This is a genomic window from Verminephrobacter aporrectodeae subsp. tuberculatae At4 (genome assembly GCF_000193225.1).
Lineage (GTDB): Bacteria > Pseudomonadota > Gammaproteobacteria > Burkholderiales > Burkholderiaceae_C > Acidovorax > Acidovorax aporrectodeae.
This window is the reverse complement of the sequence record NZ_AFAL01000369.1, coordinates 1-13334: the sequence shown is the minus strand read 5'-3', so window position 1 is coordinate 13334 and position 13334 is coordinate 1. Positions and strand designations below refer to the sequence as shown.

13 protein-coding genes are annotated in these 13334 nt (G+C 67.0%); 7 read left to right on the top strand and 6 right to left on the bottom strand.

Annotation, left to right across the window (positions count from 1 at the left end; translation table 11 throughout):
• The 3 genes from phnD to tsaD all read right to left on the bottom strand — a co-directional run.
• The coding region (phnD, locus tag VTU_RS0108885; protein WP_010103383.1) for a phosphonate ABC transporter substrate-binding protein at positions 1-767 on the bottom strand (767 nt) is incomplete at its 3' end.
• Positions 768-809: 42 nt separating this feature from the next.
• Complete coding sequence (gene phnC, locus VTU_RS0108880; protein ID WP_010103381.1) at positions 810-1664, bottom strand: phosphonate ABC transporter ATP-binding protein; 855 nt, start codon at positions 1662-1664, stop codon at positions 810-812.
• A gap of 226 nt (positions 1665-1890) precedes the next feature.
• Positions 1891-2919 carry a tRNA (adenosine(37)-N6)-threonylcarbamoyltransferase complex transferase subunit TsaD gene (tsaD, locus tag VTU_RS0108875; protein ID WP_010103380.1) on the bottom strand — a complete coding sequence of 343 codons (1029 nt, stop codon included), beginning with the start codon at positions 2917-2919 and terminating at the stop codon, positions 1891-1893.
• A 127-nt stretch (positions 2920-3046) separates the two neighbouring features.
• Here tsaD and VTU_RS0108870 point away from each other — a divergent pair, with 127 nt between their 5' ends.
• Genes VTU_RS0108870 through VTU_RS0108860 form a run of 3 tightly spaced genes read left to right on the top strand, consistent with a single transcriptional unit; the run spans position 3047 to position 4038 of the window.
• The gene (locus VTU_RS0108870; RefSeq protein WP_040892568.1) at positions 3047-3334 is read left to right on the top strand and encodes a type II toxin-antitoxin system RelB/DinJ family antitoxin; all 288 of its coding nucleotides are present in this window, start codon (positions 3047-3049) and stop codon (positions 3332-3334) included.
• 57 nt (positions 3335-3391) lie between these two features.
• Positions 3392-3715, top strand: a complete 324-nt coding sequence (locus VTU_RS0108865; protein WP_010103378.1) for a type II toxin-antitoxin system RelE/ParE family toxin — start codon at positions 3392-3394, stop codon at positions 3713-3715.
• Positions 3712-4038: an addiction module antidote protein gene (locus tag VTU_RS0108860; RefSeq protein ID WP_010103377.1), complete on the top strand. Its 327-nt coding sequence runs from the start codon at positions 3712-3714 to the stop codon at positions 4036-4038. The genes VTU_RS0108865 and VTU_RS0108860 overlap by 4 nt, the downstream gene beginning before the upstream one ends.
• A 58-nt stretch (positions 4039-4096) precedes the next feature.
• Here VTU_RS0108860 and VTU_RS0108855 read toward each other — a convergent pair whose 3' ends face one another.
• Positions 4097-5236 (bottom strand): aromatic ring-hydroxylating oxygenase subunit alpha, encoded by a 1140-nt coding sequence (locus VTU_RS0108855; protein ID WP_010103376.1) that lies wholly within the window; start codon positions 5234-5236, stop codon positions 4097-4099.
• Between the two features lie 266 nt (positions 5237-5502).
• Between VTU_RS0108855 and xseB the strand changes: the two genes are divergently transcribed.
• The 4 genes from xseB (at position 5503) to VTU_RS0108835 (ending at position 9825) form a co-directional block, all read left to right on the top strand.
• Positions 5503-5739 (top strand): exodeoxyribonuclease VII small subunit, encoded by a 237-nt coding sequence (gene xseB, locus VTU_RS0108850; protein ID WP_010103375.1) that lies wholly within the window; start codon positions 5503-5505, stop codon positions 5737-5739.
• Positions 5736-6686 carry a polyprenyl synthetase family protein gene (locus VTU_RS0108845; protein ID WP_010103374.1) on the top strand — a complete coding sequence of 317 codons (951 nt, stop codon included), beginning with the start codon at positions 5736-5738 and terminating at the stop codon, positions 6684-6686. The genes xseB and VTU_RS0108845 overlap by 4 nt, the downstream gene beginning before the upstream one ends.
• A gap of 8 nt (positions 6687-6694) precedes the next feature.
• Positions 6695-8590 carry a 1-deoxy-D-xylulose-5-phosphate synthase gene (gene dxs, locus VTU_RS0108840; RefSeq protein WP_010103372.1) on the top strand — a complete coding sequence of 632 codons (1896 nt, stop codon included), beginning with the start codon at positions 6695-6697 and terminating at the stop codon, positions 8588-8590.
• A 152-nt stretch (positions 8591-8742) separates the two neighbouring features.
• On the top strand, positions 8743-9825 hold the full coding sequence (locus VTU_RS0108835; RefSeq protein ID WP_010103370.1) for a TRAP transporter substrate-binding protein: 1083 nt from the start codon (positions 8743-8745) through the stop codon (positions 9823-9825).
• Here VTU_RS0108835 and VTU_RS0108830 read toward each other — a convergent pair.
• Positions 9822-12209 carry a 2OG-Fe(II) oxygenase gene (locus tag VTU_RS0108830; RefSeq protein WP_010103368.1) on the bottom strand — a complete coding sequence of 796 codons (2388 nt, stop codon included), beginning with the start codon at positions 12207-12209 and terminating at the stop codon, positions 9822-9824. The two genes, VTU_RS0108835 and VTU_RS0108830, sit on opposite strands and share 4 nt — an antisense overlap.
• A 59-nt stretch (positions 12210-12268) precedes the next feature.
• The gene (locus VTU_RS0108825; RefSeq protein WP_010103366.1) at positions 12269-13231 is read right to left on the bottom strand and encodes a Bug family tripartite tricarboxylate transporter substrate binding protein; all 963 of its coding nucleotides are present in this window, start codon (positions 13229-13231) and stop codon (positions 12269-12271) included.
• Between the last annotated feature and the right edge of the window lie 103 nt (positions 13232-13334).

Sequence of the window (13334 nt, the reverse complement as noted above, 5' to 3'; positions counted from 1 at the left end):
ACGATCTCCTTCTCGCGCGCGTCGGTCTTGGCGTAGTTGTAGAAAAAATCCTTGATCTTCGCCTTCGTGGCTTCGGCAAGCCCCTTGTGCATGAGCAGCGGATCGAGCGCGATCAGCGGCGAGGTCCACACGATCTTGATGTCCTTGAACTTCTCGGGATAGCGCTCCCGGAGCTTCTCCAGGTTCTCGCTGTTGTTCGTGGCCACGTCGACCTGCCGGTTGGCCACGGCCAGCGCGTTGGTTTCGTGGTTCGCACTGCGCACGATCTTGAAATGCGTCTTGGCATCGACCTTGTTCTGCGCAAAAGCGTAGTAGCCCGGCACCAGAAAGCCCGAGGTGGAGTTCGGGTCGCCGTTGCCAAAGCTCAGCGACTTGCCGTTTTTCAGCACCTCGTCGAGCGTGTTGTACGGGCTGTCCCGGTGCACGATCAGGTGCGAGTAATAGCCCTGCGCGCCGCTGGCGTTGACCATCTGCGCGAACACCTCGCCGTTGGCGCGGTCCACTGCCTCCATCGCCGCCTTGTTGCCCATCCAGGCCAGTTGCACCTTGTTGAAGCGCATGCCTTCGATGATTCCGGCGTAGTCGGGCGCGAAGAAGGCGTGGATCTTCAGGCCGGTCTGCCGCTCCATGTCGTCGAGCAGCGGCTGCCAGTCGGCCCGGATGTTCTGCGAGGTCTCGGTCGAGATAAAACCAAAGTTGACGTCCTGGGCCTGGGCCCCGGACAGACCCAGGCCCAAAGCCAAGGCGGCACACAGTTTCTTGAACATGCGAAGTCCTCAAAAAAAAGAAAGAAAAACCGCGGCCCGCGCTCAGACCGCTGCGGGGGCCATGGTCCATTGCGGCGTGGGGGACGGGACGCAGGGCGCTGCGGCGGGCGGCGCCGCGTCCGCCAGGATCTCGTCGGCTTGCACGCCGTACAGGCGGCGCAGCAGCGCGGGCGTGAGCGCAGAGGAAGCCCCGTCGTACACCACCTGCCCATGGTGCAGCGCCACCACGCGCGGGCAGTACTTGATCGCCACGTCCACTTGGTGCAGCGAGACGATGACGGTACAGCGGTCCTCGCGGTTGATGCGCGCCAGAATGTCCATGACCTTGCGCGAGGACTCGGGGTCCAGCGACGCGATCGGCTCGTCAGCCAGCACCACCTTGGCGCCCTGCACCAGCGTGCGCGCAATCGCCGCACGCTGCTGCTGCCCGCCCGACAGCGTGGACGCGCGCTGCGCGTGGCAGTCGGCAATGCCCACGCGGGCCAGCGCCTCGAGCGCCAGCGCGCACTCCTGCGGCTGGAACAGGCGCAGCCAGCTGCGCCACCGGGGAATGCGGTGCAGCAGGCCGACGAGCACGTTCATCAGCACCGGCAGGCGATCGACCAGGTTGAACTGCTGGAACACGAAGCCCACCTGCGCGCGCAGCCTGCGGATGTCGTGGTGGATGCGCCCGCCCTGCTGCACGCAGCAGCCGTCGATCTCGATCAGCGAGGGACTCTGCGCGTCAGCCGCGACCAAACCCGCCACATGGCGCAGCAGCGTGGATTTCCCCGACCCCGAGGCGCCTATCAGCGCCACCATCTCGCCGTGCTGTACGGTCAGGCTGACATCGCGCAAGGCCTGCCGGCCATTGGGAAAATGCTTGTTCAGTCGATGGATATGAAGTGCCGCTGGCATGGCTCGCTCCTGTGCGTTGGGTTGTCTAGACAACTGGACTGTGCTTGCCGCACGTGACAATGCTTTGACAGTTCGGAGAAATTTATGGAGGCGTCCGCCCGGCGCAGGCACGCGCGCGGGGCCGCGCATCCGCAGGAACCGTTGGCCCCGGGCCACAGTGTCGGATCGGGTGGCATGGCAGCGCCCCCGGCGCGTGCGCATCGGGGGCGCAGGGCTCCCGGGAAGATCAGCGCAGCGGCCAGCGGGGCCGGACGTCGAACGCGTAGTCCCTGCTGGCCTCCTGCTGCCCGGCCTGCAGGCGCATGGCGGCGGCCAGCGCAATCATGGCGCCGTTGTCGGTACACAGGTGCAGTTCGGGGTAGTGCACGCGCAGCCCACGCTCGGCGCAGGCGGCGTCGAGCTGGCTGCGCAGGCGCCGGTTGGCCCCCACGCCACCGGCGACCACGACGCGCCCGATCCCGGTCTGCCCGAGCGCGGCCAGGGTCTTGCTGACCAGCACATCCGCGATCGCCGCCTCGGTGCTCGCCGCCAGGTCCGGCTTGTGGGCCTCCAGGCTGTCCCCCAGCTTCCTGGCCTGCGTGAGCACGGCGGTTTTCAGGCCGGCAAAGGAAAAGTCCAGATCGCCGCTGTGCAACATGGGCCGTGGCAGCTTGAACGCCGTGGCACTGCCGTGTTCGGCGAGCCGCGACAGCGCGGGGCCGCCGGGGTAGCTCAGGCCCATGAGCTTGGCGCATTTGTCAAAGGCCTCGCCCGCTGCGTCGTCGATGGTTTCGCCCAGCAAGCCGTAGCGGCCCACGCCGTCCACGCGCATCAGCTGCGTGTGGCCGCCCGATACCAGCAGGGCCACAAAGGGAAACTCCGGCGGTGCCGCGCTCAGAAAGGGCGACAGCAGATGCCCCTCCAGGTGGTGCACGCCCAGCACCGGCCTGTCCAGGGCCGCCCCCAGGGCACAGGCCACGCCGGCACCCACCAGCAGCGCCCCGGCCAGACCGGGGCCGCGCGTATAGGCCAGCACGTCCACGTTCGACAAGGACTCGCCGGATTCGCGCAGCACCTGCGTCATCAGGGGCAGCACATGGCGGATATGGTCGCGGCTCGCCAGTTCGGGCACCACGCCGCCATAGTCCCGGTGCATGGCGACCTGGCTATGCAGCGCGTGCGCCAGCAGCGCGGGAACGGCGCCGCCCGCCGAGCGGACCAGCGCCACGCCCGTTTCGTCGCAAGAAGATTCAATGCCCAGGATCAAGAGGTCCATGTCCGCAGTGTAGGGTGTGGGCAGTCAGACGGATGCCAGCCCATGCAAGGCTGCAACACAGAGCTTTCGACCAGGGTTCGGGTCCAAATACACTGCGCCTTGAATCGGAATACCACAGGAGTCACTCATGGCTGCTACTACCGTGCTTCACGTCCGCGTGGACGAGAACGTCAAGGCGCAGGCTACGCAAACGCTGGCCTCGATGGGCCTGACCGTCTCCGACGCGGTCCGCAGCCTCCTGACTCGCGTCGTGGCCGACAAGGAACTGCCGTTTGCGATCAAGGCACCGAATGCCAGCACCCGCGCTGCCATGGCCGAGGCCCGCGAGATCATCGAGAGCCGCCGCGCGCGCTTTGCCACTGCAGATGCGCTGATCGATGACCTCGAGAAAAAACCAGCCGCAAACCAAGCGTAAGCGGCCAAACCTGCCGCGCACCTTTGCCTTGCATCGTTTTAAAACGATAATCCATCCATGTTCACCGTCCGCCACTACATCACCGAGGACGGGGGCGACCCGTTTCAGGACTGGTTCAGGAAGATTCGTGACCCTATCGCAAAAGGCCAGGTGCTCAAGCGCGTGAACCGCGTGGAAGCGGGCAACTTTGGCGACCACAAGTTTTGCCGGGATGGCGTGTGGGAGTTGCGGATCGACCAGGGGCCGGGCTACCGCGTCTACTACGCCCAGGCCGGGGCCGTGGTAGTGCTGCTGCTGTGCGCAGGTGACAAGGGCTCCCAAGACGCCGACATCAAGCGCGCCATGGGGTATTGGAGAGATTGGCAACGGAGGTCAGCATGAAAGATCGAAGCCACGACGAAGCCATGGCCGAGTTGTTCAAGGAAGACCCGGCATTTGCGGCCGAGTACCTGAATCAGCTTTTGCAAGATGGCGAGCCCGCGGATCTGCTGGTTGCGCTGCGCCAGATGGCGCAGGCGCACGGTGGTGTGCGTGCTCTTGCCCGGGAAGCCGAGCTGAACGCGAACCAGCTCTATCGCACGCTATCGTCCCAGGGCAATCCCGAACTGCGCAGCCTTTCGGCCGTGCTCCAGGCGCTGGGCCTGCGGCTGGCCGTTCAAGTCGCGCCGACGCCGCCGCAACAACCGCGCGCTGCAGCAGCCTGATTCCAAGCCCGGACAGAGAAACGCCCAGCGCGCAGGCTGGGCGCTCCATGGACCTTCGTCAACCGTGCCGAGGTGCCGCGCCCATGGCCCTGCGGTACCACTCGTGAAAGTGCTGCATGCCGTCTTCCATGGGGCTCTGATAGGGCCCCACTTCGTTGTCGCCACGCGCGCGCAAGGCCCTGCGGCCGGCGTCCATGCGCTCGCCGATCTCGTCGTCCTCGGCGCAGGTTTCCAGGTAGGCGGCTCTTTGCGCCTCGACGAATTCGCGCTCGAAGGCGGCGATTTCCTCGGGGTAGTAGAACTCCACCACGTTCAGCGTCCTGCCCGGGCTGACGGGGTGCAGCGTGGAGACCGTGAGCACGTGCGGATACCACTCGAGCATGATGTGCGGGTACAGCGTGAGCCAGATGGCTCCGTGCTTGGGCGGCCTGCCTTCGCGGTAGGTCAGCAGGGCTTTCTGCCAGCGCTCGTAAGCGGGGCTGCCGGCCTTGCCCAGGCGGTTCGCGACACCCACCGTCTGCACCGAGTGGTTCCTGCCAAACTCCCAGCGCAGGTCGTCGCAGGTCACGAAGCTGCCCAGGCCCGGGTGGAAGGGGCCGACGTGGTAGTCCTCCAGATAGACCTCGATAAAGGTTTTCCAGTTGTAGTGGCAGTCGTGCAGTTCCACATGGTCCAGAACGTGGCCGTCGAAGTTCAGGTCGGCACGCGGACCCAGTTGCGCCAAATCGGCTTCCACGCTGTAACCATTGTCTTCAAACAGCAAACCATTCCATTCGTGCAACGGATAGTTGCCAAGGTTCAGGCAGGGGGAGTGCGCAAAGTGCGGCGCGCCCAGCAGTTCGCCCTCGGGGCTGTAAGTCCAGCGGTGCAGGGGGCACACGATGTTGCCGTCCGCGCTGCCCTTTTGCCGGGTGTGCAACGACCCCCTGCCCTGGAGCATGACGGCCTGGCGGTGGCGGCAGACGTTCGAGATGAGCTCGACGCCGCCCCGGGCGTTGCGCACCAGGGCGCGGCCCCCGCCCTCCTGGGGCAGGGCGTGGTAGTCGCCCGGGTTGGGCACGGACAGCTGGTGCCCCACATAGCGCGGCCCGCGCTGAAAAAGGGTGTCCCGCTCGCGCTGGAAGAGCGCGTCGTCAAAGTAGCTCGAAACGGGTAGTTGGCTTGCAGCCTGCTGCAGTTGAAGACTTAAATCAGACATGGGTGACCTGACCTAAAGACTCCCCACAGGGAGGTGCGCCGGGGCGCATCTGGAGAAAAAAGAAACCGGCCTGTGGTCACCTGGCTTGTGTCTCCAGGTGGCCCGGGTGGCCGGCTCGACGGGAGGTGGGATTATAGATTTATGGATCGTGGGGGTATTCCAACGCCCCTCCTGCATGTATCAAAACCCGGGCGGCAACGCGCATTTTTTGCATACCGCGACACTAGAATCACGGCTTTGCCACCTGCGCGCTCTGCCGCCCCTGCATGCCCAAGGCTCTCCCCGCTTCCCCCGCCGAACCCGCCAGCTATGAGGCCGCATTGCAAGAGCTGGAGCAACTCATGGCACGCATCGAGTCGGGTCAGCTGCCGCTGGACCAGATGCTCACCGGCTACCAGCGCGGCGCCAGCTTGCTGGCCTTTTGCCGCGAGCGCCTGGACGCCGTGCAAGACCAGATCAAGGTGCTCGACGATGGCCAGCTGCAACCCTGGACGCAGGAATGAGCGCGCTGCCCACGCCTTCCTCCCCGGACCGGTCATTCGACCTGCCCCTCTGGAGCCACAAGCGCCTGGCCCACGTGGAGCAGGCCCTGTCGCACTGGGTCGGGCATGGTGCCCCCGCGGGGCTGGGCGACGCCATGCGCTACGCCGTGCTCGATGGCGGCAAGCGCCTGCGGCCCCTGCTGGTGCTGGCAGCGCACGAGGCGGTGTGCGGCGGCAAGGCCCGCGCCACGTTCGACGCTGCGGCGCTGCGGGCGGCCTGCGCGGTGGAACTGATCCACGCCTATTCGCTGGTGCACGACGACATGCCCTGCATGGACGACGACGTGCTGCGCCGCGGCAAGCCCACGGTGCACGTGCGCTTTGGCCAGGCGCAGGCCCTGCTCGCGGGAGACGCCTTGCAGGCGCTGGCGTTCGAGCTGCTCACGCCCGATGACAGCGCCATTCCCGCCGCGACCCAGGCCGCCCTGTGCCGCCTGCTGGCGCGCGCCGCGGGGTCGGGCGGCATGGCGGGCGGGCAGGCGATCGACCTGGTCAGCGTGGGCGCGGCGCTCACCGAGGACCGCTTGCGCCAGATGCACCGCCTCAAGACCGGCGCGCTGCTGCAGGGCAGCGTGCTCATGGGCGCCATCTGCGGCCATGCAGACCCCATCGCAGATCCCACCGTCTACGCAGCGCTGTCCGACTATGGCGCGGCCATGGGGCTGGCGTTCCAGGTGGTGGACGACATCCTCGACGTGGTCGCCGATTCGGCCACCCTCGGCAAAACCGCAGGCAAGGACGCGGCCGCGGCCAAGCCCACCTACGTCTCGCTGCTCGGTCTGGACCGCGCGCAGGCGCAGGCGCAGGAACTGCTCGAGCAGGCGCATGCCGCGCTGGCGCGCAGCGGCCTGCCCGATGCCCGCGCCCTGGCCGCATTGGCGGACATGCTGGTGCGCCGCTCCTGTTGAGACACGCCATGTCCATGCCGTCCTTTCCCCTGCTCCAGACCATTGATGACCCTGCGGATCTGCGCCGGCTCACGCGCGCAGACCTCCAGACCCTGGCCACGGAACTGCGTGGCTTCATGCTCGAGAGCGTCTCGCGGACCGGCGGCCACCTGAGCTCCAACCTGGGAACGGTGGAACTGACGCTGGCGCTGCACCATGTGTTCGACACCCCGCACGACCGCCTGATATGGGACGTGGGCCACCAGACCTACGCGCACAAGATCCTGACCGGCCGGCGCGAGCGCATGCACACGCTGCGCCAGCTCGACGGCATCTCGGGCTTTCCGCAACGCACCGAGAGCGCGTACGACGCCTTCGGCACGGCGCATTCGAGCACCAGCATCTCGGCCGCGCTGGGAATGGCCATGGTCGCCAAGCGCCAGGGCGAGAAGCGCCACGCCGTGGCCGTCATCGGCGACGGCGCGATGAGCGCGGGAATGGCCTTCGAGGCGCTGAACAACGCGGGCGTTGCGGACTGCAACCTGCTCGTGATACTCAACGACAACGACATGAGCATCAGCCCGCCGGTGGGCGCGCTCAACCGCTATCTGGCGCAGCTCATGAGCGGGCAGTTCTACGCCGCGGCCAAGAACGTGGGCAAGACCGTGCTGGGCCCCATGCCCCCCTTGCTGGAGTTTGCCAAACGCCTGGAGCAGCAGGCCAAGGGCATGGTGGTGCCGGCCACGCTGTTCGAGAAATTCGGCTTCAACTACATCGGGCCGATCGACGGGCATGACCTCGATTCGCTGATCCCCACGCTGGAGAACATCAAAAGCCTCACGGGCCCGCAGTTCCTGCACGTGGTGACCAAGAAGGGCCAGGGCTACAAACTCGCCGAGACCGACCCCGTGGCCTACCACGGCCCGGGCCAGTTCGACCCCGCCGTGGGACTGGTCAAGGGCAGCGCTGCGCCCCGGCTCAGCTTCACGCAGGTCTTCGGCCAGTGGCTGTGCGACATGGCGGCGCAAGACGCGCGCCTGGTCGGCATCACGCCCGCGATGCGCGAGGGCTCGGGGATGGTCGAATTCGAAAAACGCTTTCCCGAGCGCTACTACGACGTGGGCATCGCCGAGCAGCATGCCGTGACCTTTGCCGCCGGAATGGCCTGCGAGGGTGCCAAACCCGTGCTGGCGATCTACTCGACCTTCCTGCAACGCGGCTACGACCAACTGATCCACGACGTGGCCTTGCAGAACCTGCCCGTGGTGTTTGCGCTCGACCGCGCGGGCCTCGTGGGCGCCGACGGCGCGACGCACGCCGGCGCCTACGATATTGCGTTCCTGCGCTGCATTCCCAACATGAGCCTGGCCTGCCCCGCGGACGAGCGCGAGTGCCGCCAACTGCTGAGCAGCGCCTTTGAACAGAACCACCCCGTGGCCGTGCGCTACCCGCGCGGCAGCGGCGCCGGTGTGGTGCCCCTGGACGGGCTGGATAGCCTGCCGTTCGGCAAGGGCGAGATCCGCCGCGAGCGCAAGGCAACGCCGCCGGCCAAGGCGCCGCGCATTGCCATCCTGGCGTTCGGCAGCCTGCTCTACCCCGCGCTGGAAGCGGCCGAGGCGCTCGACGCCAGCGTGCTCAACATGCGCTGGGTCAAGCCCCTCGACGAGGCCCTGCTGCGCACGGTCGCCGAGCGGCACGACGCCCTGGTCACGCTGGAAGAGGGCTGCGTCATGGGCGGCGCCGGCAGCGCGGTCACCGAGGCGCTGAACGCCGCAGGCATCGTGCGCCCGGTGCTGCAACTGGGTCTGCCCGACCAGTTCATCGGGCATGGCGACCCGGCCAGGTTGCTCGCGCTCCAGGGGCTGGACGCGGCAGGCATCGGCGCGGCGATCGCCGCACGCTTTCCCGCACACGGCGCTGCCTGATTGCGCGCCGGCCTGCGGTGCGGTTTGCCCGGGAAAACCCGCGAAAGTCCCCGGGACCATGTTCCTACAATGGGCCCGGGCAAGACCCCCCGTGACACAACACAACGCGGGCTGCCCAGGCTTTGCAATCAATGAATCGGAGAAGAAATTCCATGGATCGTCGTTCAATCATCAAGCACGCGGGCATCGCCGGTGTTCTGGCCGCAAGCGCAGCGCCCGCCGTGCACGCGCAGACCGCCATCCGCTGGCGCCTGGCCTCGAGTTTTCCCAAGTCGCTGGACACCATCTTCGGCGCGGCCGACGTGTTCACCAAGGCCGTGAAGGCGATGTCGGGCGGCAAATTCGAGATCTCCGTGCACGCCGGTGGCGAGTTGATGCCGCCCTTCAGCGTGGTCGATGGCGTGCAGGAAGGCACCGTGGAAATGGCGCACACGGCGCCGTACTACTTCTACGGCAAGAGCCCGGCGTTCGCACTCGGATCGGCGATTCCCTTCGGCTTCAACGCACGCCAGCTGAACGCCTGGATGCTGCATGGCAACGGCCGCAAGCTGATGAACGAGTTCTACAGCGCCTACAACATCATCAGCTTTGCCGGCGGCAACACCGGCGCCCAGATGGGCGGCTGGTACCGCAAGAAAATCGACTCCCCCGCCGACTTCAAGGGCCTGAAGATGCGCCTGGGTGGTGGCTTGGTCGGCGAAGTGATGCAAAAGCTCGGCGCCGTGCCGCAGAGCATCCCCGGCGGCGAGGTCTACCAGGCGCTGGAAAAGGGCACGCTCGACGCCGCCGAGTGGGTCGGCCCCTACGACGACCAGAAACTGGGCTTCAACAAGGTCGCCCCGTACTACTACTACCCCGGCTGGTGGGAGGGTGGGCCGGGAATAGACCTCTTCATCAACAACAAGGCCTTTGACGGCCTGTCGGCCGAGAACAAGGCCATCGTCGAAGCCGCCTCCCACATGGCCCATACCGACATGCTGGCCAAATACGACGCGCTGAACCCCACGGCCCTCACGCAACTGGTCGCCGCCAAAACCAAGGTGCTGGCGTTCCCGCAGGCCGTGCTCAAGGCAGCGTTCAGTGCCTCGATGGAAGTCTTCGCGGAAAACGACACCAAGAACCCCGCGTGGAAAAAAATCTACGCCGACATGCGCGTCTTCCAGCGCAGCCAGATCCTGTGGTTCCGCTTTGCCGAAGGGCACTACGACAACTTCATGTCCACGCAGAAGATCTAATCGGGATTCGACGGCCCTGCACCTTCCCCGGCCGGGCCGCCGTTCGTGCCGTCGGCCTCCATGCGTGCGCACTTGCGCAGATCGTCCATGCGCTGTTGCGCGCCCCGCTGGTAGCTGGCCTGGTTCTTGGTGCAGATCAGGCTGTACGGCCTTCCGACTTGGCTGGTCTCGCAATCCAGGTCGCACGCCGCTGTGCGGATGCTGTCCTCCACGTGGCCGCGTACCGCCTGGCCCGCCTTGAGGACGCACCTCTCGCGCTGCGGGTCCTCCAGGAAGCGCCCGAGCTCGGCGCAATCGCGGCAAGCGCAGCGCAACGAATTCGCTCGCGCAAAGTCCTTCGGGGGCTGCAAGGACTCGCCGATGCGCTTGCGCAGATGCGTGAGGCACGCGGCACGCATGCGCTGCACGCTGGCCATCTGCACCATGGATGCGCGCTCGCTCAGCGCCAGAACGGCCGGAACGAGCACCGCGTCCAGGTCATAGGGCACGGGATGCTGCAGGACGTGCGCGAGCGCGAGTGCGTCGAGTGCCGGCGCGGCTATCCCTGCGAGCATCCTGAACAGGTCTTCAACCAGGCCGGACGTGACGGGTTCCGGGCGGCGGGAGTAGCCGGGGCGCGCGGGGTTGGTGCGTTGCCCGGTCAGCGTCTGCACGAGCACCGTCGCGGCGGGGTGCAGCAGTTCGGGAGAATCACCGAACGGGCCACTGCTGCACATGTGCAGCAGCAAATCGGCGCAGATACCGGGAATGGGCTGCGCATTCCAGGCAATGATCTGCCCCACGCACTCTGCCACGCGCGCAGCAGGCAGAAGGCGCGCGGCACCGGCCAGGGCCTTGTTTTCGCCGCCGTTGTATATCCCCGGCAGGATGGACAACAGGGCGTCGAGCGACTCCGTGTCGCGCAGCTGCGCCAGGCTCTTGAGCATGCTGTTGACCTTGTCGGCGGAATTGGCCGCGAAGCTGTCTTCCACTCCCGGCCAGTCGCGCAGCATGCACGCTGCGAGCGCATGCGCTTCGCACCAGAGGGGCGCGCCCTGATCCGCGCCACTGCGTTCCCAGCGTGCAGCCAGGTCCCGCAAGTACGGCAAGGTCACATGAAGGCCGGCACTGCTCAGCACGTCCATGCGTTGCGCCCGGGGCCACAGCACGAAGGCGGCCTGCCGGTAAGTGCGCTCCAGGGTCGCCCCGGCGTTGCCGGTGGCCTCGTGGAAATGCTGCTCGTCAGGCTCGAGATCGTCGAAGTATTCGGGAGGGCAGAGCTCGTCCTCCTGGAAAGGCAGGGAATGGATCGCCGGCCGGCTCCCGTCGGGGTGCCGCCAATCCGATACCGTGAGATCCCTTTCGATGATGTCGCCGACCTCGTAGTCTTCGCCGTCGCCGTCATCGTCGTCCTCGCCCTCCTCGTCCTCGTCCCAGTCACGATGGCGGCGGCCGTAGTCGCGTCCGTAGCCGATGTACTCGGCGCTTGCCATCTCCTCGATCGATACCAGCGCCAGGTACAGCTCGCAATCCGCTTCGGCGGCAGCGCGCACGAGCACGCTCGCGGCAGCGGCGTCGGCGTTCTTCAATGCACCAAACGCCAGCTCCGCCTGCGTGTACGCGTGCTCCAGCGGGTAGATCACTTTCTTCGGCGCGCCGCCATCGGCCACGTCCTGAGCCTGGGCGTCGTCGCCCCAGCGCCGCAGCAACGCGGCAATCGCAGATTGCTCCTTGTCGTACACCGGTGGCGCCGACGCTTGGCGCCCCTTGGTGCGCACGAGGTTGTAGATGAGGACCGGGCGAAACCCCGATGTGACGGGGCGCACCTCGTGCACGCAGTCCGCGTAGAACGTGGCAAACGACACCACGGCCGAGTCACTGCCCCCCAGATCGAGGCACACCTCACGCCCCCGGTGGCGGACGACGAGTTCCCCGCCGCTGCTCGCCGAGGGCAGCGCCAGCACCAGGGTGGCGAACATCCCCGGGGCCTTCTCCGTGTCGCGGTGCTCGACGAAGAAGCTCCCGGTGTCGTAGATCAGCAGCTTGTACAACTGCGCCGTCACGGGGGCGGTCACCCCCAATCCGTCTGCTGCCTGGGCAACGATGCGCTCCAGCGTCCGGGGCCAGTCGTCCCCGGAGAGATGGATGCGGTCGGCGTCGATCTGCCAGGTTCGCCGAACCGCAGTGTCGACGAGCGTATCTTCGCCGCGGCCATAGGGCGCGCGATCGGCTGCGCGGACCAGCGCATCGCCCTGAACGTCGAGCAGGGGTAGCGCGATGCGGCCAACGCCATCCACGTCCAGATTCGGCATGATGATCGCGGTCCGGCCCGAGGCGTAGAAATCGCCGTGGCAGCGGATGGTCGAAATGATTTCCGCCAGTTTGCGGGTGATCTCGTTCTGCAAAACTCGGTCTCCTTGGGTTTCAGCTTGCACAAAGGGGGCATTCTCTGCCCGGGCACGGCTCACTCATTTTTGATTCCCAGCTCGCGCACCAGGCTGCCGTAGCGCGCGGCGTCGTCGCGCAGCAGCCTGGCAAAGTGCTCCGGGGTGTCTTGCACGATCTCCACGCCAAGCGCTTGCATGCGGCTGCGGACCTTTGGCTGGTCCAGCGCCTTGTTGATCCCGGCGTTGAGTTTGTCCACCAAGTCCCGGGACATGTTTGCCGGACCGAAGACCCCGTACCACACGCCGAGCGCGTAGCCGGGCAGCGTTTCGGCGAGCGTTGGCGCGTCGGGCAGCAGCGGCGAACGCCGGGCCTCGGTCACGCCCAGCAGGCGCAGCCTGCCGGCCCTGACGTGCGCCAGCGTCTGCGTGCCGGCTGAGAAAAGCACCTGCGTCTGGCCCGCCACGGTGCCCAGCACGGCGGGCGCGCCGCCCTGGTACGGCACGTGCAGCATCTGCACGCCGGCGGCGCTCTCGAACAGCGCGGCGCTCAGATGGTTTGTCGAACCGGGGCCGGCCGATGCGTAGGCCAGCCGGCCAGGGTGGGCCTTGGCGTAAGCGATGAGCTCCTGCACGTTCGTCGCCGCAACGGACGGGTGGAGCACCATGGTGTTGATCACGTTCGCCAGCTGCGCAATGGGCGTGAAGTCCTCGACGCCGCGGAAAGGCATGGTCGTCATCAGGGCCGGGTTCATGGCGTGCGTGCTCATCGAGCCGATGAGCAGCGTGTAGCCGTCGGGCCGGGCCCGGGCAACGAAATGCGAGCCTATGTTGCCGGACGCCCCCGCACGGTTGTCGACGATCACCGCCTGATCGAGCGACTTGGCGAGTTGCTCGGCCAGCGCGCGCGCCAGAATGTCCGCCGAGCCGCCGGGCGCCCAGGGAACGACCAGGGTGATGGGCCTGTCGGGCCACGCGGCGGCCCATTGCGCGCAGCCGCAGAGCGCGAGCCAGGCGATGCCACGGCGGATGCGGGAGAGCATGGAGCACACCCGCCCCTTCTTCAAGACCCGTCGGGCAAGCCCGCGCCCGCCTGCCCAAGACAGGTCCGCCTTCCGGACCGTGACCGACTGCGGCGTTTTTGCT

Excerpts from the sequence above, each read along its gene's own strand:
- phnC (WP_010103381.1), bottom strand. The coding sequence starts at position 1,664 with ATGCCAGCGGCACTTCATATCCATCGACTGAACAAGCATTTTCCCAAT.
- tsaD (WP_010103380.1), bottom strand. The coding sequence starts at position 2,919 with ATGGACCTCTTGATCCTGGGCATTGAATCTTCTTGCGACGAAACGGGC.
- VTU_RS0108870 (WP_040892568.1), top strand. The coding sequence starts at position 3,047 with ATGGCTGCTACTACCGTGCTTCACGTCCGCGTGGACGAGAACGTCAAG.
- VTU_RS0108865 (WP_010103378.1), top strand. The coding sequence starts at position 3,392 with ATGTTCACCGTCCGCCACTACATCACCGAGGACGGGGGCGACCCGTTT.
- VTU_RS0108860 (WP_010103377.1), top strand. The coding sequence starts at position 3,712 with ATGAAAGATCGAAGCCACGACGAAGCCATGGCCGAGTTGTTCAAGGAA.
- VTU_RS0108855 (WP_010103376.1), bottom strand. The coding sequence starts at position 5,236 with ATGTCTGATTTAAGTCTTCAACTGCAGCAGGCTGCAAGCCAACTACCC.
- xseB (WP_010103375.1), top strand. The coding sequence starts at position 5,503 with ATGCCCAAGGCTCTCCCCGCTTCCCCCGCCGAACCCGCCAGCTATGAG.
- VTU_RS0108845 (WP_010103374.1), top strand. The coding sequence starts at position 5,736 with ATGAGCGCGCTGCCCACGCCTTCCTCCCCGGACCGGTCATTCGACCTG.
- dxs (WP_010103372.1), top strand. The coding sequence starts at position 6,695 with ATGTCCATGCCGTCCTTTCCCCTGCTCCAGACCATTGATGACCCTGCG.
- VTU_RS0108835 (WP_010103370.1), top strand. The coding sequence starts at position 8,743 with ATGGATCGTCGTTCAATCATCAAGCACGCGGGCATCGCCGGTGTTCTG.
- VTU_RS0108825 (WP_010103366.1), bottom strand. The coding sequence starts at position 13,231 with ATGCTCTCCCGCATCCGCCGTGGCATCGCCTGGCTCGCGCTCTGCGGC.